General features: G+C 46.8%; 18 protein-coding genes. 5 read left to right on the top strand and 13 right to left on the bottom strand.

What is annotated here, in order from left to right:
- Nucleotides 1-277 precede the first annotated feature (277 nt).
- The 4 genes from ACNI23_RS05845 (at nucleotide 278) to ACNI23_RS05830 (ending at nucleotide 6108) form a co-directional block, all read left to right on the top strand.
- The gene (locus tag ACNI23_RS05845; RefSeq protein ID WP_420247271.1) at nucleotides 278-3856 is read left to right on the top strand and encodes a PEP/pyruvate-binding domain-containing protein; all 3579 of its coding nucleotides are present in this window, start codon (nucleotides 278-280) and stop codon (nucleotides 3854-3856) included.
- Nucleotides 3857-4010: 154 nt separating this feature from the next.
- The gene (locus tag ACNI23_RS05840; protein WP_420247270.1) at nucleotides 4011-4451 is read left to right on the top strand and encodes an exosortase system-associated protein, TIGR04073 family; all 441 of its coding nucleotides are present in this window, start codon (nucleotides 4011-4013) and stop codon (nucleotides 4449-4451) included.
- Nucleotides 4452-4538: 87 nt separating this feature from the next.
- Nucleotides 4539-5363 (top strand): DsbA family protein, encoded by an 825-nt coding sequence (locus tag ACNI23_RS05835; RefSeq protein ID WP_420247269.1) that lies wholly within the window; start codon nucleotides 4539-4541, stop codon nucleotides 5361-5363.
- A gap of 10 nt (nucleotides 5364-5373) precedes the next feature.
- Nucleotides 5374-6108, top strand: a complete 735-nt coding sequence (locus tag ACNI23_RS05830) for a class I SAM-dependent methyltransferase (protein WP_420247268.1) — start codon at nucleotides 5374-5376, stop codon at nucleotides 6106-6108.
- 83 nt (nucleotides 6109-6191) lie between these two features.
- On the opposite strand, the gene galE is transcribed toward ACNI23_RS05830, so the two are convergent.
- Nucleotides 6192-7178: a UDP-glucose 4-epimerase GalE gene (galE, locus tag ACNI23_RS05825; RefSeq protein ID WP_420247266.1), complete on the bottom strand. Its 987-nt coding sequence runs from the start codon at nucleotides 7176-7178 to the stop codon at nucleotides 6192-6194.
- Nucleotides 7179-7392: 214 nt separating this feature from the next.
- On the opposite strand from galE, the gene ACNI23_RS05820 reads away from it, so the two are divergent.
- The gene (locus ACNI23_RS05820; protein WP_420247265.1) at nucleotides 7393-8949 is read left to right on the top strand and encodes a DUF4139 domain-containing protein; all 1557 of its coding nucleotides are present in this window, start codon (nucleotides 7393-7395) and stop codon (nucleotides 8947-8949) included.
- A gap of 79 nt (nucleotides 8950-9028) precedes the next feature.
- Here the strand turns inward: ACNI23_RS05820 and ACNI23_RS05815 are convergent, their stop codons facing one another.
- The 12 genes from ACNI23_RS05815 to hisD form a co-directional block, all read right to left on the bottom strand.
- The gene (locus tag ACNI23_RS05815; protein ID WP_420247264.1) at nucleotides 9029-10321 is read right to left on the bottom strand and encodes an OmpP1/FadL family transporter; all 1293 of its coding nucleotides are present in this window, start codon (nucleotides 10319-10321) and stop codon (nucleotides 9029-9031) included.
- A gap of 463 nt (nucleotides 10322-10784) precedes the next feature.
- Nucleotides 10785-11528, bottom strand: coding sequence for a TlyA family RNA methyltransferase (locus ACNI23_RS05810; protein ID WP_420247263.1), 744 nt, complete (start codon nucleotides 11526-11528; stop codon nucleotides 10785-10787).
- Nucleotides 11529-12980 (bottom strand): threonine synthase, encoded by a 1452-nt coding sequence (gene thrC / locus ACNI23_RS05805; RefSeq protein WP_420247262.1) that lies wholly within the window; start codon nucleotides 12978-12980, stop codon nucleotides 11529-11531.
- 105 nt (nucleotides 12981-13085) lie between these two features.
- Nucleotides 13086-13589, bottom strand: a complete 504-nt coding sequence (locus tag ACNI23_RS05800) for a DUF456 domain-containing protein (RefSeq protein WP_420247261.1) — start codon at nucleotides 13587-13589, stop codon at nucleotides 13086-13088.
- Between the two features lie 3 nt (nucleotides 13590-13592).
- Entirely contained in the window at nucleotides 13593-14888 is a 1296-nt protein-coding gene (locus ACNI23_RS05795) for a phenylacetate--CoA ligase family protein (RefSeq protein ID WP_015851903.1), read from the bottom strand.
- Nucleotides 14889-14941: 53 nt separating this feature from the next.
- Nucleotides 14942-16369, bottom strand: a complete 1428-nt coding sequence (gene dnaB, locus ACNI23_RS05790) for a replicative DNA helicase (protein WP_420247260.1) — start codon at nucleotides 16367-16369, stop codon at nucleotides 14942-14944.
- Nucleotides 16344-16889 (bottom strand): 50S ribosomal protein L9, encoded by a 546-nt coding sequence (gene rplI, locus ACNI23_RS05785; protein ID WP_420247259.1) that lies wholly within the window; start codon nucleotides 16887-16889, stop codon nucleotides 16344-16346. Before rplI ends, dnaB begins: the two co-directional genes overlap by 26 nt.
- Before the next feature lie 9 nt (nucleotides 16890-16898).
- The gene (rpsR, locus tag ACNI23_RS05780; protein ID WP_015851900.1) at nucleotides 16899-17159 is read right to left on the bottom strand and encodes a 30S ribosomal protein S18; all 261 of its coding nucleotides are present in this window, start codon (nucleotides 17157-17159) and stop codon (nucleotides 16899-16901) included.
- A gap of 2 nt (nucleotides 17160-17161) precedes the next feature.
- Nucleotides 17162-17473 (bottom strand): 30S ribosomal protein S6, encoded by a 312-nt coding sequence (gene rpsF, locus ACNI23_RS05775; RefSeq protein ID WP_015851899.1) that lies wholly within the window; start codon nucleotides 17471-17473, stop codon nucleotides 17162-17164.
- 170 nt (nucleotides 17474-17643) lie between these two features.
- Nucleotides 17644-18408 carry an enoyl-ACP reductase FabI gene (locus ACNI23_RS05770; protein ID WP_420247258.1) on the bottom strand — a complete coding sequence of 255 codons (765 nt, stop codon included), beginning with the start codon at nucleotides 18406-18408 and terminating at the stop codon, nucleotides 17644-17646.
- 38 nt (nucleotides 18409-18446) lie between these two features.
- Entirely contained in the window at nucleotides 18447-19346 is a 900-nt protein-coding gene (locus tag ACNI23_RS05765) for a phosphoribosylaminoimidazolesuccinocarboxamide synthase (protein WP_420247257.1), read from the bottom strand.
- A gap of 12 nt (nucleotides 19347-19358) precedes the next feature.
- Nucleotides 19359-20663: a histidinol dehydrogenase gene (gene hisD / locus ACNI23_RS05760; RefSeq protein ID WP_420247256.1), complete on the bottom strand. Its 1305-nt coding sequence runs from the start codon at nucleotides 20661-20663 to the stop codon at nucleotides 19359-19361.
- Between the last annotated feature and the right edge of the window lie 120 nt (nucleotides 20664-20783).

Below are 20783 nucleotides of genomic sequence, written 5' to 3'. Positions count from 1 at the left end.
CATGCGGGCGTTGCTGAGGAATTTGTTCTCTGTTGCCGGGTGAACTGAAGGGAAGCTTTTCACCCGATCACGGCAATGCCCGGAATGCAGCGGAGTTCTTTCGTTTGCGCCCGAATCAGTATCATTTATTGTCAGCGCCCTTGTCTTTTGCCAAAGCAGGGTGCTATGTCTGTTTATATTCTGTTAATTTCTTTTCGATTACTGATTATCTTATTTACCCGGATTTTAAAGAAAAAAATCCAAGAGCATATCTACAATGATGTGTAAGGAGGAAGTGATGGCTGGTAAGACGGAAGAAGCAGTTTCCGCTAAGAGGGCAGAAACAGCAGCTCCCAAGAAGTCCCAGGCTAAAAAACAGCTTGAAAATAAGCTGATTCTAACCGGTGCCGATATCGTTAAAATCGGTGAAGATGCAGAACTGCTGGTCGGCGGGAAGAACTATAATACCGCATTGATCAGTCAGGTGGACGGCATCAGATCTCCCCAGTTCAGGGCTGTTTCATCTATCGCATTCCATAAATTACTGGATGAGACCAAAGTTAATGCAAGCGTTGTCAGATCTGTTGTGGACAGTGAATATAACGCTGTGGACTGGAGTAGTGAAGAAGTTAACAGTGACAGTGAATTTTTACAGAAGTTTGTCCGCTCTATCGCTCAGGTAATTAAAGAAGAAGCAGGCAAGCATACTGAAACTCAGATTCAGCTGCGTACTTTTATTAATAACGTTGTTGAAGGTTTTGCAACCTCTCCTGAAGGAATTGACCAGTTACGCAAAAGATCAGTGCTTGTTCAGAGTGCGATTCTTTCTGTGGAACTGCCCAAGGAAGTCGAAACCGCAGTCAGGGAAGCTTATCTCTCCATCTGCAAAGATGCAGGGCTTGAGAATGAGCCTGTGGCCGTACGTTCCTCCGCGGCCGGTGAGGACAGCCGTAAAAAGGCTTTTGCCGGACTTCAGGATACCTATCTTAATATAGTCGGCGAAGACCAGTGCGCCGAAGCATATCACTGGGACTGCGCATCCGCTTACAACCTGCGCAGTATGACCTACCGTCGCGAAGCCATTCTTGATGCCGTCACTCTGGCGGAGAATACCGGCAACGCTTCTATTGCAGAAGATGCCAAGAAAGAATGGGCGATTGAAAACACCTCCCTTTCCGTCTGCATCATGCGTATGATCAATCCGGTTATTTCCGGTACTGCATTCAGTGCTGATACTGCCACCGGTTGTCGTGGGACTGACCGCAAGGATCTAGTGTCCATTGATGCCAGTTATGGTCTTGGTGAAGCTGTTGTCGGCGGCATGGTCACACCGGATAAATTTTACGTATTCCAGCGTGATGACGGTTCTGAAGTTGTTGTCCGTAATATGGGCAGCAAGGATAAGAAGATTGTTTACAGCGAAAAAGGTGGAACCAAGGTTGAAAAAGTTCAGCCCGGTGCTGTTTACCGCTGGGCTCTGTCTCTTGCTCAGGCTGAAGAAGTAGCTAAAGGCGTTCGTTCCATCAGTGCTGCTTATGGCGGCATGATTATGGATACCGAGTTCTGCCTTGATGCGGCTGATCGCCTCTGGTTTGTTCAGGCTCGTCCTGAAACCCGCTGGAACGAGGAATTCGAACAGCATCCCCATTCCATCTTCATGCGCAGGCTTGAGGTTGATCCCAAGGAGCTTGAATCTGCTGAAGTTGTTCTGGAAGGTAACGGTGCATCTCGCGGAGCAGGGCAGGGAACTGTTAAGTATCTTCGTTCCGCTCTTGAGCTGAACAAAATTCATAAAGGCGACATCCTCGCCGCTGAGCGTACCGACCCGGACATGGTTCCGGGGATGCGTATTGCCTCCGGTATTCTTGCTGACGTAGGCGGCGATACCAGTCACGCTGCGATTACTTCTCGTGAGCTAGGAATCCCGGCCATTATCGGTATCCAGAGACTTGAAATTCTGCGTTCTCTTGAAGGTCAGGAGATCACTGTTGACGGTTCCCGTGGTAAGGTTTACCGCGGCGCTTTGCCTCTCATTGAGGTTGGCGGAACCATCAATGTTGCAGAGCTTCCGGCTACCAAAACCAAGGTCGGCCTGATCCTCGCGGACGTGGGACAGTCTTTGTTCCTTTCCCGTCTGAGGGAAGTGCCTGATTTTGAAGTTGGCCTGCTGCGTGCTGAATTCATGCTCGGTAACGTGGGTGTTCATCCGCTGGCCCTCGAAGCTTATGACAACGGAAACCTTGATAAGCTGGTTCAGGATAAGCTTGATGAGCTGGATGGAAAACTGACCACAGTTATGAAGACCCAGCTTGATTCCGGGCTTATTTCCCTGAACATTAATCTCAGGGAATACATCGGCGCGCTGACCGGTCTGACAGAAGAAATGGATTCCATGGCTAACGCCAATACCGCCCGCGGAACCGAAGAAGTTCTGGCCATGCATCGCAAATTGCGTGAATTGGACAAAAAGCTCGATTACTACCTCGAACATGCCACCGAAAGTCTCTACACTTTGAAGACTTCTGTGGACATCGAAGAACATCTTCGCGGCGTTCTCGGTATTCACTCCGGGGAACATGCTGATTCCAAGTTCATCTACAAGCGTACTGAATCCCTTGATGAACTGCCGGATATGCTTGCCAAAGCCAATGAGAATCCCGTGGTTCTCGAATACATTGAACAGATTAAAGCACTGCGTGAAGAAGTGGCTCTCAAGATGGGACTCAAGTCCGAAATGGATGAAGTCACCACTCTTCGGCAGCGCATTAGCGATATTATTAAATCCCGTGGTCTCAGAACCGGTAAGGAAAATTATATCCAAACATTGTCTCAGGGTCTTGCTCTGTTTGCGATGGCCTTTTACGGCAAGGATATTGTTTATAGAACTACCGACTTCAAGACCAACGAATACCATAACCTGCTTGGCGGTCTGCTCTTCGAACATTACGAAGACAACCCGATGCTCGGTTATCGCGGTGTTTCCAGAAATATCCATGACTGGGAACTGGAAGCCTTCAAGCTTGCTCGTGGTGTGTTCGGCGGTAAGAACCTTCACATCATGCTGCCTTTCGTACGTACCATCGAAGAAGCTCGCAGCATGAAGCGCTATCTGTCTCAGGTACACAACCTTGATTCCGGCAAGGATGGCCTGAAGCTGATCCTTATGGCTGAGATTCCCAGTAACGCTGTGCTCAGCAAGGAATTCATCAAGGAAGTTGACGGATTTTCCATCGGCTCCAACGATATGACCCAGCTGGTTCTCGGTACCGACCGTGACAACCCCAGTCTTCAGCATATCTACGATGAAGAAGATCCGGCAGTTGTCTGGGCTATTCTCTCAGCAATCTTCACCGGACAGAAGTTCAGCAAGAAGATCGGTTTCTGCGGACAGGGTGTTTCGAACAGCGTAATACTGCGCGGTGTAGTCTGCATTGCCGGGATCGTTTCCGCTTCCGTTGTTCCTGACACTTACCTGCAGACCAAGCTTGATATGGCAGCTGTTGAAGCTGAAAATATCAAAGTCAGCGAGTTGGGACAGTGGATCAGGGCACGTCATTTTGAACGCCTTGCCTCACTAATGGAAGAAAACGGTTACAGCCACATCATCAAAAAGTACAAAACCCCCGAAGATCTCGAGGACTGGTACGAAGGTGAAATCAGAAGGCTTAACGAGCAGCTTCGTGATAACATGGATTCTCCCAGAGAATCCTTTATCAGGCAGGAAATGGATACTTTCCGTGGTACCTTCCACAAGCCGGTTATCTACTCTGCATGGGATTGGAACCAGACCGTTGAAGATGCCATGCATCATGCCGGATTTGCCACTTTTGAAGAGCAGGAAGCAGCTCTTGAAGAACAGCGCAAGAAAAAATGGTAATCCCGATTTGAAAGTTAATCATGAAAAGCCGTTCCTTCGGGGACGGCTTTTTTTGTTATAATTTTATTCAAAACTCTTTATTGACCCAGTAAACACGCGGCTAGCCTTGACAGGAAACTGGAGCAAAGGCATATATTTAAGAACAGGAGATGAAATGACTAAATCTAAAAGATTTGTAAAAATATTGCTTTTCGCAGTGGCCTTGTCTTCGATGTTGCTTGGTGGCTGCTCCCTTAATTCTGCAAACTATGTTGGAAATGAGGAAAATTATTCTGACCGTGCACCACGAAAATTGGGGCGGGGTATGACGAATATTTTAAGTGCTCCTCTGGAGATTCCGAACCAAGCAGTAGATCTTGCTGCTGAAAACGATGCTCCTGCAGAGCAGGCAGCCGGATATGTCGGTGGCTTGTTTGTCGGTTTTGCATATGCAGGCGGACGCGTTGTTTCCGGTGTTTATGACATTATTACATCGCCTTTTGGTGGACCTTCTGTGCCTACCATGGACCCGGATCTTATCCATTCAGATTTTTTTGAAAAAGTTGATGAAAAAACAGATTCTTACAGTGATGTCTGGGGAATTGGAGCGTATTAATTCTACTCCTATATGAACTTATTGAAAGAACCTCCACGGTTTAGCCGCATGGAGGTTTTTTCTTGAACTGATGCTGAAGAGGTTTTTATGTTGAAAAGAATTGCTCTTGTAATTTGTTTGGCTGTGATGGTTTCCGGTTGTGCGAACAAGCAGATGCTTAAGGAGCAGATTGCTGAAGTGATACGTGAGAACCCACAGATTGTGTTGGATGCCATGCGTGAGAATAGCGTGGATATGCTCACGATTGTGGAGCAGGGGATTGATCAGCGTGAGAAACTTAAGCGCGAGGCGATGCTGGAAGCTGAAATCAAAAATCCGTTTAAGCCCCGTATCTGGGCCGAGAGACCCATGCTTGGCAAACCTGATGCTCCGGTAACTATCGTTGAATATACTGATTTTCTTTGCCCTTATTGCAGCAAGGGTGCGAAAGTAGTGAGCAGACTTGTGGCCGAAAATCCTGAAAAGTACAGGCTTATTTTTAAACACCTGCCTATGCACAAGAATTCCCGCGAACTTGCTCTTGTTTTTGAGGCAATCGCACAATTCGATAAAGATAAAGCTTACAAATTTCATGACCTTGCCTTTGATCGTCAGAAGGACCTTTATGAAGATAAAGAGGGTGTGGTTTTAGGTAAAATTCTGGAAGAAGTCGCCGTAAATCCTGAATTGCTCCAGAAACACCTTCGTTCTCCTAAATTGCAGGAGTTTTTACTGGCTGATGAAAAAGAGGCCGGAGCATTCGGCATCGATGCCACTCCCACATTTCTTATTAACGGTGTTTCCGTTCGTGGCTACCTGCCTGCTGATAGATTTGAACAAATGGTGGACATGATCATGGAAAAATCAGGTAAAGCAGCGACTTCGGAATCAATTGAAGGTGAAGTCTGCGAAGATTGCCTGAACCAGATGTAAGCGGTGTTATATGAGAGATGTTGCTAATATTTCCGACCCGCCTGAAGATTTGCATATCTGCTTTGGTGGAGGAGATTTTCGCGGTGTAGGGAATAAAATGATCGGCTTTTGCCGGGATAAGTTGAACCTGCAACCTGATGAGAAAGTTCTTGATATCGGATGCGGAATCGGGCGTCTTGCCTTTCCGTTGCTTGAGTACCTTTCAGAGGAAGGTGGTTACGAAGGTTTTGATACTTTTCCTGTCGGCATAAAATGGTGCACCGAAAATATTACACCGGAATTTCCTAACTTCAGGTTTCAACTTGTTGATATCTTTAATTCAACTTACAACCCATACGCTCAGATCAAGGCTGCTGATTTTGTTTTTCCTTATGAGGATGACAGCTTTGATCTGATTATGCTCAACTCCGTATTTACGCACATGATGCCGGAAGACATCATGAACTACATCAAGGAGATGGATAGGGTTCTTACTGATAGAGGCCGCATTTTTGCGACTTTCTTTTTGGTTAACGAGGAATCCAATGCTTTGATGGATCAGGGTAAAAGTACGCATGATTTTTTTAAGTATGGAATCTTTTATACCGCTGATCCCAAAGACCCTATGGATGCGGTAGGCTACGATGAAAAGTTTGCCCTGAATATGTTTGAGCAGAGAGGATTCAAGATTAAAGAAATTCTATTTGGTGACTGGTGCGGGCGCAAGGCTAAGAATCATCAGGATATCTTATTGATTACCCGCTAAGTCTATTTTAGCTGTATTGATAGAAAAAGCTGGAGTTTACGCGTTTACGTAAGCTCCAGCTTTTAATTTGTATAGTTTGATTTTTAGTATGCCGGATTTTTGTGCCAGCGGTATGCTGTTTCAATTATTTCACGCAGGTCAGTATATTTCGGAGTCCAGCTAAGGATTTCAGCAGCCTTTGAACTATCAGCCACAAGTCGTGGAGAGTCCCCGGCTCTTGCGGGTTCGTAGTCAAATTGAATCTCTTTTCCGATCACTTCGCTTGAAGATTTGATTACATCAAGAATGCTGAAGCCCTTACCGTTTCCAAGGTTGAAGGAATGGGCTCCGCTGTTTGCATTCATAAACTCGATGGCTTTGAGATGTGCATCGCATAGATCGAGAATATGAATGTAGTCGCGCACGCATGTTCCATCAGGAGTAGGGTAGTCGCTGCCGAAAATTTTTAACCTGCGCCCTTCATCAATGCAGCTGAGCAGAATGTTGGGAATAAGGTGGGTTTCAGGCGAATGAGCTTCTCCTATTGTACTGTCCGGGTGGGCCCCTGCGGCATTAAAATATCTGAAACATACAGAGTCCAGTCCGTAAGCAATAGCGTAATCCTGTAAGATTTCTTCAACTTGAAGCTTTGTTCTGCCATACGGATTCAGTGGTTTGAGCGGATGATCTTCAGTAATCATTTCCATCACCGGTTCACCGTAAACCGCAGCAGTGGAAGAGAAAACAAACTTACTTACACCATGTGCGCGCATGGCCTGCAGCAGGTTGAGGGTGCCGGTTACGTTGTTGTCATAATATTCAAAAGGTTTTTCAACAGATTCGCTGACAACGATCAATCCGGAAAAATGAAAGACAGCATCAAATGAATTTTCAGCAAAAAGTTTTGCAAGGTCTTCGTGGCTGCGCAGGTCTCCCTGTACAAATTTTCCCCATTTAAGTGCTTCTGCATGCCCTGTAGAGAGGTTGTCGAAGACTGTGACATCGTGCCCTGCTTCGGCAATCATTCTGGCCATGTGTGAGCCGATATATCCTGCACCGCCGCAGACGAGCAGAGAAAGTTTGTTGCTCATTTTTATGCTCCGGTTGTAGTGAGTAGATTTAGTATTAAACGTAGAGACTATTTACCAAATTGAATGATTTGTCGAGAGAAGGGTCAATACAAGGTTACGAGCAGAAGAATCTAATTAAATGAGCGCTGATTGAGTGTTGTTGAACCTGATCGATATCTGCTATGATGTCTAACCTAGTATTATTTAAATATGATTATTAACCGAGGATGATGATATGCAAAAAAAAATTATATGCATGACTTTGGTATTATGTGTTTTGTTTTGCAGTTCAGCTTTTGCTGCCTCCGGGAGGGTGGTATTTTACCCTTCCGGAGCTGATTTTAGCAGCAATGTTAAAGCTGACTTGAAACGGGATGTAAATGGTGATTATGCAATTTTTACCCTTTCCGGGCAGGCTGTGCCGGAAACATTCACCATAGCTTCTCTGACCAAGGGAGTCGCAATTAATGATGTATCATGGGCCCGGAGCGATTTGTCACGTTCGCCTGCAGCCATTGAGTTGGGTAAAAAAATTGATCAGCTTAAATTTAAGAAAGATGCCGTAGTTTCCCAGAAGCAGGCTGTGGATGGCGGAATTGCTTTTTGGAAAGAGCGTGGAATAGATCAGCAGATAAAGCCTCTAGATTTAGGCAATGTAGCTGTACAGGTAGTCACTAATCTTTCAAAACTATACACTGAATCAGCAAAACTTGCGGTCAAGATTGAAGAGTTGCAGGAGCTGATTAATGATTTGGAGCGACAGCTGAAAGAAATGGCCGGTGGTGACAAACTGGTCTGGAATGTAACAGTTTCAGTAGCTTCCAAGGGAGCGAAAAGTGCCGATTTCAAAATAGGTTATATGCTCCGCAATTGCGGCTGGACACCTAAGTATAAGTTGGATGCTTTTCCCGGTAGCGGGAAAGTTCAGTTTACCTTTGAAGCGGAAATTTATCAGGGAAGCGGCATGGACTTCAAGAATTGCGATGTTGCCCTTGCTACGGTTAAGAAGCTCTCTCGAATTTCACCGCCAGAGCTGGGACGTTGGGTTATTGAACCTAAGCCTGAACCAGAACCGGAAATGGCCCGTTATGCCATGGATGGAATGAATATGGCCATGGAGGCAGATTCAGCACCTGCTGGAGGCGCAGGAACCAGAGTCTTCAAGCGTGCTCCTAAACGGGTCAGCAAGGCAACATATTCTTTATGGGAGATGGGTAAAAAGAACATTCCTGCTGGCAGTACCCGTAAGTATGCAGTTGAAAGTGAAACATGGAAATCTGACTTTTCATTTATAGCTCGGCCTTCACTTAGTCCCGATGTGTTTGTTTCTTCAAAAACATTGTTAGCCGAAGCTAAGGATTATCCCGCTGGAATGGCTCTTATGTTTATGGAAGGAACCATGATCGGTAAAAAGCGTTTTTTCTTTTCCGGTAAGGAAAAGAAATTGTTTTTCGGTTCTGACCCTATGCTTAAGGCGGAGCGCAAAACTGTAGAAAAGAAATCAGGCGAGCAGGGCATGTTTAATTCCAAGCAGACTTACAGCTGGAAGTATAGCCTTGAGCTTGAGAACAGCCGCAAGGTTCCGGTTAAGGTTCTGGTTCAGGAGCCTTCTCCCGTTTCCGGTGACAAGCGTATCAAGCTCGAAGTTGTTACCCAGCCTAAGGCTGAAATTAAGGATGATAATTTTGAGTGGCTGGTAGAGGTTCCTGCCGGTGGAAAATCTACTGTTAATTACGGAGTTGAAATGAAGGCTCCGGACGATATGGATCTTGATCTGGGTATTGGCAGATAAGGTTGATTAATCTATATAAAAAAGAGAAGGCCCGTTCCATATGGAACGGGCCTTCTTGTTTACTTTGTAATATCTGAAATTAGAATTCGAATCCAAGGTCAAGACTGACAATGTGGGTCCGGGAATTGCTGATTTCAGTAGCAAGGATACCTTCAGCTGGTCTTGCTTCGATGGTGCGGTCCTTCATCCAAAGGTAGTTGTACGCTGCATCGATCTTGAAGTTTTCATATTTCCAGCCGATACCGAGAGAAATGTTCTGACGGTCACTGGTAGGCAGCATGTAATCGATGTAGCCATCGGGGATCGGGCTCTGGTCATAGAAGTAACCGACTCTGAGAGCGAGGTCTTCGATGGGCAGGTACTCTACGCCGAACTGAAATCTCCAGACATCATTCCATTTTTTATCAGATGTAACTGAGGTCCGTCCGATTGCGTTCACATTTTCGAATTCATAAGTAAGGTGGCTGTAGTCACTCCACAAAGACCAAATCGCGTCGAATTCAAAGTTTAAATTTTCCAGGGGCTTGTACTCAACTCCGGCGAAAAGCATATGCGGAGTTTTCATGGTCATTTTGATATCAGAGTCCTGAAAGCTATTAGGAAGCGCGGCAGCTGCAGCTGCAGAAGGGTTATAGCTTGCAGACCCGGATGCTGTGTGGCTCATTTTGCTGCGCCAGGACAGGCCGATGGACCACTGGTCACTGGGGGTGATGTGAATAGCTGCGTTGGCACCGGGGGTAAATCCGTTGACAAGGATGCGTTGATCTACATCGAATGTATAAGTGGTTGGGTCTTTCACGCCTGAAGCATCAAGTTTTTTTCTGAGGTCAGCACGAACCTTCATAAACTCAAGACCGGCAGCGATGGAAACGTATTCGTTGAATTTGTAAGCTAGGTTGGGGTTGAAAGAGTAACTTTCAATTGCGGTATTGTAGGAAGCATATCTACCACCCCATTTTTCATCGAATTCAGTACCAAGCCCAAAGCGTGTAAAGGAGCCTACACCAAGCCAGAGATTATCATTAATCTGGTGAGTAATATAGGCGCTGGGCGGGAAGTAAGAGTTCTCGGTCATACTGGATTTTGTGCTGACACCATTGAAGGTGGTAGTTAGATCCATTTTCGGAGAGATCATGGCTACACCGGCCTGAATGTGTGTCCCTTTCAGCTGTGTGATGCCCGCAGGGTTCCATGCAATGGCAGACGGATCATCTGCTTTAGCTACCACGGCTCCACCAAGTGCGTTGCCGCGAGCTCCCCACTCGTAGATGGCAAAGCCTGCTGCTTCAGCTTTGGTGCTGAACCCGGGGACTGTTGCCAATCCCATCAAAATGATCAGCATGCTGAGACATGCTGTGAACTTGGTCCTCATATACACTCCTTCAAAAAAAATGCTGAAAATGCTTAATGACTTAGATGTGTTAAAGTCATCCCCTCATAAAAATGCATATATTGACTATCTTGAATGTTAAATTAAGTAAAGTAAAATTGACGCAATTGTAAATTGTTGTGAAAATAATACAGTGGTAAACCGATATGTTTTTGCATACATGTGTGTATGTTTGTTTGTTCCGACAGAGTTGTTTGATAGTTTTATAATGTATTAGTAGAATAGTGCAATGTTAATCGTTGTCTTTGAGGTGTATGCAATAGTGGTAGTGGATTAATTGGTGTATAAATGTTGGCCAGTTGCTGTTGTTTTAGACTGTTTTAGTATTATTTAATGCTTCGTATGAATTTAATATTGATTAATTATAGATGACGAATGGTGATTAAAATAAAAAGGCAGCCACATTTCTATGACTGCCTTCGTAACTTGATATAGATATAAGTGATTAGCGAACGAAATACGCAAGGTATTCCTGATTGCCTTTAGGTCCCTTAATGCTTGAAGGAACTAAACCTTTGAGCTGCAACCCAAGTTCAGTAGAAGCAAAATTCACTATCATATCAACAGCTTGTTGTCTGAGCGCTTTGTCGCGAACAATTCCTTTATCTGTCTGACCGGGGCCGACTTCGAATTGAGGCTTAATCAAACAAACAATTTCGCCGTTTCCCTTAAGAAATCTAACTAAGGCGGGAAGAATCTTTGTCAAAGAAATGAAGGATACGTCACATACTACCAGGTCAACTTTTTCTGGAATCAGGTCTGCTTCGGCATGGCGCAGGTTGATGCGTTCAAGATTTGTAACTCGTTCATCCTGCTGTAGTTTCCAATGTAACTGACCGTAGCCTACATCTGCTGCGTAGACGCGGACAGCACCAAATTGGAGCATGCAGTCGGTAAAACCACCGGTGGAAGCGCCTGCATCAAGAGCGACTTTGCCCTCAGGATTAAGCCCCAGCTCTTCGATTGCTGTGAGCAGTTTGTAACCGCCACGACTTACAAAGCGATCGCGGCCTTTAACCACGATTTCAAGGTCAGGATCGAGCTGCATTCCCGGCTTAGTGACGGGAAGCTTCTGTCCGTCTTTGAGGTAGTGGGCCTGTCCGGCCATGATCATGCGCTTTGCCTGCTCCCGGCTTTCAGAAAGCCCTTGAGCAAAAAGCATCTGGTCTGCGCGTTCCTTCTTTGCCACTTATTTTTTCTCCAGACCAAGCATGGAAACAACGTTTTCTGCTGCCTTTGAAATATAGTCGGCCTCGGACATTCTTTCTTTCTCGCTTCCTTCAATTACAAGCTCAGGCTTATTGGCGCGGGTAGAGTCCGGGGTGACTTCGTATTCAGCGGGAAAATCATTCTGGTAATACATGTCCTGAAAACCGATGAATTTGAGTTGGTGTGCGGTCGAATCAAGCACAGCGCTTTCGTTCTCGCTTATCAGGCCCAGTGCTTTTGCTCTGATAAGTCCGGCAAAACATTCACCACCCTGAGTGCACGCAATGTGACCGTGTGAGTTGGCGAGAAGCATGGAGTCCATGATCATCTGCTCGCTGACCTGAACAACCTGAAATGCTTTTTTGCCGCCGATAGCTTCAAATTTTTCAGCAAAATGCTTTACGCGAGGGAAGGAAACAGGGTTTCCGATCATTGCTGCCTGTGCGACAGAAGGCTGTACTTTGACAGGCTGGTATTCGCGTTCGTTAGGGTCTTCAATAGAGTAGTAACGGTAAACCGGGTCGGCATGGGCGGACTGAACACCGAATACGCGGGGCAGGTCGGTGATGATTTCCAGTTCGTAGAGCTTGAGAAAACCGGCCATGATCGCAGTGATGTTACCTGCGTTTCCGATGGGCACGAAGATACATTTGTCTTTAAGGTCCCAATCATACCACTGGGCAACTTCAAATGCGTAGGATTCCTGACCCAGAATACGCCATGAGTTTTTGGAGTTAAGAAGAGCCACACGGTAGTTATCAGCAAGATTCTCAACGACTTTCATGCAGTCATCAAAAACGCCGGGGACTTCCAGTACCTTAGCACCGCTGCCCAACGGCTGAGCAAGCTGCTGAGGGGTTACTTTGCCCTGCGGCAGGATAACTACAGATTTAACACCTTCTTTCATATAAGAAGCGTAAAGGGCTGCTGCTGCGGAAGTATCGCCTGTGGAAGCACAAACAGTCAGGATTTCATCCCAGTCGTTTTTATTCATCAGGGCATTGATGTAGCTGAAAGCACAGGCCATGCCGCGGTCTTTGAAAGATGCGCTGGGGTTCTGGCCGTCGTTTTTATATGCGGTCTTGATTCCTGTTACTTCATTAAGAGCAGGGCTTGAAGCAACGATGGGGGTGTTACCTTCGCCGAGATAAAGGATTTCGTCTTCTTTCATCACGGGAGCGAAAAGCTCGTAAAAACGGAAGATACCACGCAGGCTGTCGTTTTTAGTAGCGCAGCGGGCATCAAAAATTTCGCGCCATTCTTTGCCGCTGGTCTTTTTTAATTCAGCAAAAGTCGTATCTTTAAGGATGAATACAGATCCACAATCCGGGCAGGTGTAATGCAGTTCGTTGATGTCGTATCTGGAGCCGCAGCCCAGACAATAGTATTCCATTTTACCGCGATATTCAGGAAATTTATTAGCAAGACTCATAGTTTGTCCTCTTTAAAAATACTAATAGTGATTACAAAGGGGCTTAGCTCCTTTGGCCGCCGGAGTCGAAATCAATTTATTTAGAGCGCAAAGCGCATCAAAACTTTAAGCAGGCCAGATCTTAGGAATGCTCATGGCAAACATCCAGACACCTAGGCTGATTTTAATTGCCATGCCGAATGCTTTACCCCAGAACGCACCGCATGCAGAATGTTTGGCTTCATCGAAGCTTCTGCCGTGGGTAAGTTCCAATACCAGACAGCCGCCGAAAGAGCCGAGTAGAGCACCGGGTAAGGCTCCAAGTCCGAAAAAGAACGGTGCACCGAGGATTGCTCCGCCGATTGCGCCAACGAACGCGCCGATATTGCCGCGTCCGGTTGCTCCGTATTTTTTACCCCCAAAATATTGGGCCACAAACTCGAGGATTTCGCCCACTAACGCGATCACCCCGAGAATTATGATAAAGTTCCAGGTCATTGTTTCCGGCTGGTAGAATTTCCAACCGGCAACAAGAGCCAGAACCAGCCAGTTTGCCGGTAGGCCGAACACATGCAATGCCAGCGAGCACAGCATGAGCAGAATAACCAGAACTGCCAATGCGGTAATCATTCGCTATTCCTCATCCCTGAGGTCTACAACACGTACAGCCTTTCCTTCAGATTTGGGAATAGAGTTATGCTGTACTAGTTCTACTCTGGGGGTGATCAGAATCTCATCGCGCAGCATTCCGGCAATCTTCTTCTGAATGCCCTGCAAAGCGCGCATATCTTCAATGAAGTATTCTTCCTTAATTTCTACTTTCACCCTGATCTGGTCCATTAGGCCTTCCTTGATCAGTTCAATGAGGTAGTTCTGACCAACTTCAGGGATACCCATGATGATTTTTTCGATCTGCATGGGGTAGATATTTACACCCTTAAGAATGAGCATGTCATCAGCGCGGCCCATGATACGGTCTATGCGACGTGAGGTTCGGCCGCATTTACACTCACCGGGAATGAAGCGGGTCAGGTCGCGAGTGCGGTAGCGGATGATAGGCATGCCTTCACGGGTAAGTGTAGTCATGACCAGTTCACCAACTTCGCCATCTGCAACATGTTCCCCGGTTTCGGGGTTGATGATTTCAGCGATATAGGAGTCTTCCCAGACATGCATGCCGTTTTGCTCGAGACATTCGAATGCTACACCCGGACCGTTCATTTCTGAAAGGCCGTAAGAGTTGTATGCCTTGATGTGCATAAGCTCTTCAATTTTACGGCGTGTGTGTTCAGTATGCGGCTCAGCACCAATGAGTGCAACCTTCCAAGGCATTTCAGCCGGATCAAAACCTTCCTCGCGGACTTTAGCAGCAAAATAAAGAGCAAAAGAGGGAATAATATGAAGTCCGGTAACGTTAAAATCACGGATGAGTTTGATCTGGCGTTTGGTGTTGCCTGCTCCGGCGGGAACAGTAAGGCATCCCAGTCTTTCTGCACCATAATGGATGCCCAGACCTCCGGTAAAAAGACCGTAGCCGGACATGTTTTGAAAAATGTCGCTTTTCCTCAAACCGACTGAATACATGGATCTGGCCATGAGATCAGCCCAAGTATCAAGATCTTTCTGAGTGTAAAGAATAGCGGTGGGGGTTCCGGTGGTACCGGAAGATGCGTGCAGACGCACGAAATTATCCAGCGGCTGGGTCAGCAGTCCATAAGGATACTGGGAGCGCAGATCATCTTTGGTGGTGAAGGGGAGTTTTGTTATGTCATCAGCTGTTTTGATGACAGAAGGATCGATGCTGTTTTTTTTGAAAACTTCACTATAATACGGAGAATTGGCAGCCTGTTCGATGGTCTTTTTTAATCTTTGAACTTGGAGTTCTTCCAGTTTACCCCTTTCAAGGGTTTCGGCTTCATGAAAATACATTAATTTTCTCCGTGTAAATGTTTTCTGTGCATCACGTCATAAATAAACTCCGATTATTCATCGTCGTATTCTGACGGATATGGTTCGGCAGCAAGGTTTTCAAAAGCAGTATATGGGCCGAGGAAGGCAAGTTTTACAATGCCTGTGGGACCGTTACGCTGCTTACCTATGATAACTTCCGCTGTATTGGTGATAGGTTTGTCTTCTTTTTTGTTGTAGAAATCTTCGCGGTAAAGGAAAAGAATAATATCAGCATCCTGTTCGATAGCACCGGATTCACGCAAGTCAGACATCATGGGACGTTTGTCAGTACGTTCTTCAACTTTACGGTTAAGCTGCGACAGTGCAATGACAGGAATATTCAATTCTTTAGCAAGAGCCTTAAGTGTCCGTGAAATATCGGAAATTTCCTGTTCACGCGAATCAACACGGGCACTGGAGCGCATCAGCTGCAGGTAATCAACCATTACCAGCCCAAGATTGTGTTGGGATTTTAAGCGCCTGCAACGCGCGCGCAGTTCCATAGTGGAGATAGCGGGAGTATCATCAATAAAAATGGGGGCTTCTGTCAAGTCCTGAGCTGCATCATATAGTTTGGCCCAGTCTTCATCATCAAGCTGTCCGGTTCTCAAGCGGGAAAGATCGACTTTGCCGTGGCAGGCAAGCATACGAGTCATGAGCTGCCCCATTGCCATTTCAAGCGAAAAGACAGCGGTAGTAACTCCGGAATGAAGGGCTGCCCGCATTGCCACGTTAAGTGCAAAAGCGGTTTTACCCATACTGGGACGTCCTGCGATGATGATCAGGTCAGAGTTCTGGAGCCCAGCGGTCATCTCGTCGAATTTATGGTATGTGGTGTTTATGCCGGTGACGAGGGATTTCTGCGCAACTCTATTTTCGAGATCCTGAAATACTTCTTGAATGAGAGCTTTACTGCCCTTGATAGTGGTGTTCTTTTTGTTGTCGGTAATGTCAAAGATAGCCTGCTCGGAATGATCGAGAAGTTCTTTGACATTCTGGGCTTCGAAGCTTTCGTTGATGATGCTGGCTGCGGTATCGATCAGGCTGCGTTGGATGCCTTTTTCAGCTACAATTTCGGCATGATGCAAAGCATTGGCAGAACTGACAACAGAGTTAGCCAACTCTGCAAGGTATACCGGTCCGCCTACTGAGTCTATTCTATCTTTAGCAGTAAGGTATTCGCTGACAGTAATCAGGTCGATGGGCGCATTTCGGCCATAGAGATCTTCAAAGGCTCGGAAAATTTCCCGATGGGCAGGGGAATAGAAATCGTCGGATTTGACTATGTCAACGAGGTCGTTGAATATGGTATTGCTTAGAAAAACCCCACCAAGAACAGCCTGTTCGGCTTCAAGGTTATGCGGCGGGACTTTACGTAAAAGATCGGACGAAGCGTCGTTAGACGCTCCGCCCGAATTGTAGTCTGAGCCTGACTTACGCTTCTGCTTTTGCTTCTGCATCTGCTTCCGCTACGGGTGCTTCTTCGGTTTCAGCAGGTGCTTCAACCTCTTCAGCGGGCTCTTCTTCAACCGGTCCGCCAACTTTGGCTACAACCAGTTTAACTTCACCGCGAACTTCGGGGTGGAGTTTAATTTCGATGTCGTACTCACCGAGGGAACGGATAGGATCGGACAGCAGGATTTTTCTGCGGTCGATGTCGAAATCCATTTCCGCGAGAGCGTCAGCAATGTTAACTGCGGTTACGGAACCGTACAGTTTATCGCCTTCACCGACACGAACTTCAATTTTAACTTCAACTTCAGCCAGTTTGTCTTTGAGACCCTCTGCCTGAGTGCGGAGATTGTCAGCCATTTCCTGAAGCTTTCTTTTTTCAAGCTCGAACTGCTTGAGGTTAGCTTCGGAAGCGGGCATAGCCAGTCCCTGAGGAATCAGGTAGTTACGGCCATAGCCTGCTTTAACGGTAACAATGTCACCAAGACTACCCAGAGCGTCTACGTCGGCACGTAAAATAAGTTTCATGTAGTCCCCCTAGATGCTCTTTTTCTTTACATCGGTGCTATGCACAGTAGTGTAGTGCATGAGAGCCATCTGTCTGGAACGCTTGATTTCAGTGGTCAGACGGCGCTGGTGCTTAGCGCAGGTACCGGTGATTCTGCGGGCAATGATTTTGCCGCGCTCGGTTACGAAGTCCTTGAGAATGTCAGGACGTTTATAATCGAGGGGAAGGTTCTTATCCGCGCAGAAGCGGCAGAACTTTCTTTTGGGTGTGAATTTTCTTTTGAATGCCATGATTAAGCCTCCTCTGCCTTAGCGGTTTCATCAAGTTTAACAGTTACGAACTTGAAGATACCATCGGTGATACGAATGTTGCGCTCGAGTTCTGCAACCAGCGGGCCGGGTGCGTCGAAAATGAGGCGGACATAGTATCCACGGGTCTGGTTCTGGACAGGGTAAGCCAGCTGGCGGGAACCCCAATCGTCGATCTCATCCATTTTGCCGCCTTCGCGGTCGATGATTGCGATGAGTCCTTCTACGATTTCCTTGCGGCTGTCGCTCGCAAGTTCAGGGCTCAAAAGCAAAAGTACTTCATACTTTCTGAGCATATTAACTCCTCCTTATGGTCTATGGCCCTTTCCTATATAAGGGCAAGGCAAAAGGGATGTTTATTCCCTTCACTCAGTCCTGTCAAGCAGGAAAGAGACTATATCTTAAAAATAAAAAAGCCGGAAGCTTAAAAAGCTTCCGGCCATAGGAATCGAGATCCGAGAGAAACTTAAATTCCGAGGATGTTGTAACCGCAATCCACGAAGTGGGTTTCACCAGTAACACCTGCGGAAAGGTCGGATGCGTAGTAAACAGCAGTTTTGCCAACATCTTCAGTAGTTACATTACGTTTGAGCGGAGCACGCTCTTCAATGTGTCTGAAAATGTCTTTGAAGCTGGAAATACCGGAAGCTGCGAGAGTCTTGATGGGACCTGCGCTGATGGCATTGATGCGGACATCTTTTTCACCGAGATCTACAGCAAGGTAGCGCACGCTTGCTTCGAGAGTAGCTTTTGCAACGCCCATTACATTGTAGTTGGTGATAACCCTGCTTGCGCCGAGATAGGTCATAGCCATGACGGAACCGCCGGGCCTGATCAGATCTTCGTAGGCATTACAGAGGCTGACCAGAGAGTAAGCGGAAACGTCCATAGCGAGGTGGAAGCCATCGCGGGAAGTTTCAATGTAGCGATTCTTGAGATCGTCACGGTTGGCGAAAGCAACAGAGTGGATGAGGATATCAAAATCTCCCCACTGTTCTTTTACTTCGGCAACAGAAGCAGCGATGCTTTCATCACTTTGCACATCACACTGGAAGGTGAATGCGCCGCCCAGCTCTTCGCTGATGGGCTCAACGCGTTTTTGGATGGCATCATTAACGTAGCTGAAAGCCAGTTCGGCTCCATGTTCTTTAAACTGCTTGGCGATGCCGTAAGCAATGCTTTTTTTGTTAGCAACACCGAAAATCAGTGCTTTTTTACCTTTTAGAAGCATTGATATCTCCTTGTTTTATACTTGCTTTTTAGAAGCTATTAAGCGTCAAGTTCGCTTTCAGTCAAGAGGGTGAACGCTTCCATGTACTTGTCGCGAGTTTTAGTAGCGATTTCTTCTGGTACTTCGGGAGCCGGAGGCTGTTTATTGAATTCAATATCTGTCAACCAGTCACGAAGGAACTGTTTGTCAAAGCTGGGCTGGGATTTGCCGGCTTCGTAGCCTTCAACAGGCCAGAAGCGGGAGGAATCCGGAGTAAGAACTTCATCAATAATGATCAGCTCACCATCATAGATACCGAATTCAAATTTGGTGTCAGCAATGATGATTCCCTTTTCTCGTGCGTAGTCGCGGCCACGTTTGTAGATGGAAAGGGTGGCTTCCTGAACTTTGTCAAAAAGCTCTTTGCCGAGCATTTCAGTAGCTTTTTCCACTGAAATGTTCTCATCGTGCTCACCCAGTTCCGCTTTGGTGGAGGGGGTGAACAGGGGCTGTTCCAGCATTTCGGACTCTTTGAGACCTTCGGGCAGCTTGTGCCCGCAGACTTCGCCTGTTTTCTGGTAGTCTTTCCAGCCGGACCCGGTGATGTAACCGCGTACAATGCACTCGATGGGCAGGGGTTTGGCTTTCTTTACCAGTACGGAGCGGCCTTCCAACTGGTCACGGTATTTGTGGAGAACTTCAGGGTAGTCATCCACTTTGGAAGCGATCAGATGGTTAGGAATGATGTCTTTGAACATGTCCATCCAGAAAAGAGTGATCTGGTTCAGAATCTTGCCCTTGTCATCAATGGGGTTGGGCATGATGACATCATAAGCGGAGATTCTGTCGGTGGTAACCAGCAGAAGTTTGTCATCATCCACTTCGTATATGTCACGAACCTTTCCGCGTGAAAGAAGTTTCAGTTCTTTAATATCAGTTTCTACTACATGCTTGGACATCCGCGTATCCTCTTATTTTAATCTGGTTTCAACAGAACGGGCGTGCGCCTCGAGTCCTTCGAGCCTTGCCAGTCTAGCAATTTTACCGCCGTGGCGGTTGATGTAATTCTGATCAGTATAGATCAGACTTGTCTTTTTAGTAAATGTCTCCACTGAGAGTGCAGATGAGAACCTGGCAGTTCCGACAGTGGGCAGTACGTGGTTGGGGCCTGCGAAGTAATCACCTACGGGCTCAGGAGTAAAGTGACCCATGAAGATCGCTCCTGCGTGTTTGATCTGTCCGATTGCACCCCAAGGTTCTTCGAATGCGAGTTCCAAGTGTTCGGGAGCCATGCGGTTAACGAAATCAATACCTGTTTCAAGATCGGGAACTTTTACGATTGCGCCCCAGTCTTCAAGAGATTTGAGGGCGATTTCGCCACGGGGGAGAAGATCGGCCTGTTTTTTGAGTTCGTATTTAACTTTTACGCCCAGTTCATCATCCCAAGTAACGAGAATGGAAGAAGCAAGCGGATCGTGTTCAGCCTGAGAAAGCAGGTCTGCGGCAATCCATGCCGGATCGGAATCACCATCTGCAAGGATGGCAACTTCACTGGGGCCTGCGATCATGTCGATGCCAACTTCTCCGACCAACTGTCCCTTGGCGGTAGCAACAAAAATGTTACCCGGACCAGCGATGACATCACAGGGGGCGATGGTGTCAGTCCCGTAGGCAAGTGCTCCGATAGCCCATGCAGAGCCCGAAGCATAAATTTCAGTGATCCCCAATTCCTGTGCTGTGGCAAGGATGTAGGGGTTCATGGTTCCGTCCTTGCGGGGAGGGGAGATGACAGCGATCTCTTTTACTCCGGCAACCTGTGCGGGCACGGCATTCATGATCATGCTGGAAATAAGCGGTGTTTCACCACCCTGACCGCCGGGAACGTACAAACCGACACGGTCAACCGGACGTACCAGTTGGCCGAGGATTGTTCCGTCTTCTCCGGTAGTCCACCAAGATTCTTCGACCTGCCTGCGGTGAAAATTTCTAATGTTGCGGATTGCCTCTTCGATGATTTCGAGGTCGTGGGATTCTATTTCCGCATAGGCGAGACCGCGCTGATCGCGGCTTACCTTGAGCATGGAATGGTTGAAATCCGGGCAGTCGAACTGTTTCGTGTAATCCACGAGGGCTGCGTCACCTTCGTTTTTTACTCTTGTGAGAATGTCTTTGACAATGGAGTCAACTTTACTGTCAGGGTTGACTCTGAGTTCGAGCCATTTCTTGATTTCCGGCCAATCCTGCTGTCCGGAATAGGTAATATCTCTGCAAGGCATAGAATTGTCCTTAAGATGTGATTGGTGAGTATGGTTCTTACGAAGAGATGTCTTTAAGATGTGTTGACCCTTATCGTAATGAGCACCAAAAGTCGAGAAGAATAGATCGCCCCAGGCTGG

The sequence above is a fragment of the Maridesulfovibrio pacificus (SeqCode) genome, from assembly GCF_048612815.1.
GTDB classification, from domain to species: Bacteria; Desulfobacterota; Desulfovibrionia; order Desulfovibrionales; family Desulfovibrionaceae; genus Maridesulfovibrio; species Maridesulfovibrio pacificus.
The sequence above is the reverse complement of the archived record's forward strand: the minus strand, read 5'-3'. Positions and strand labels throughout refer to the sequence as shown.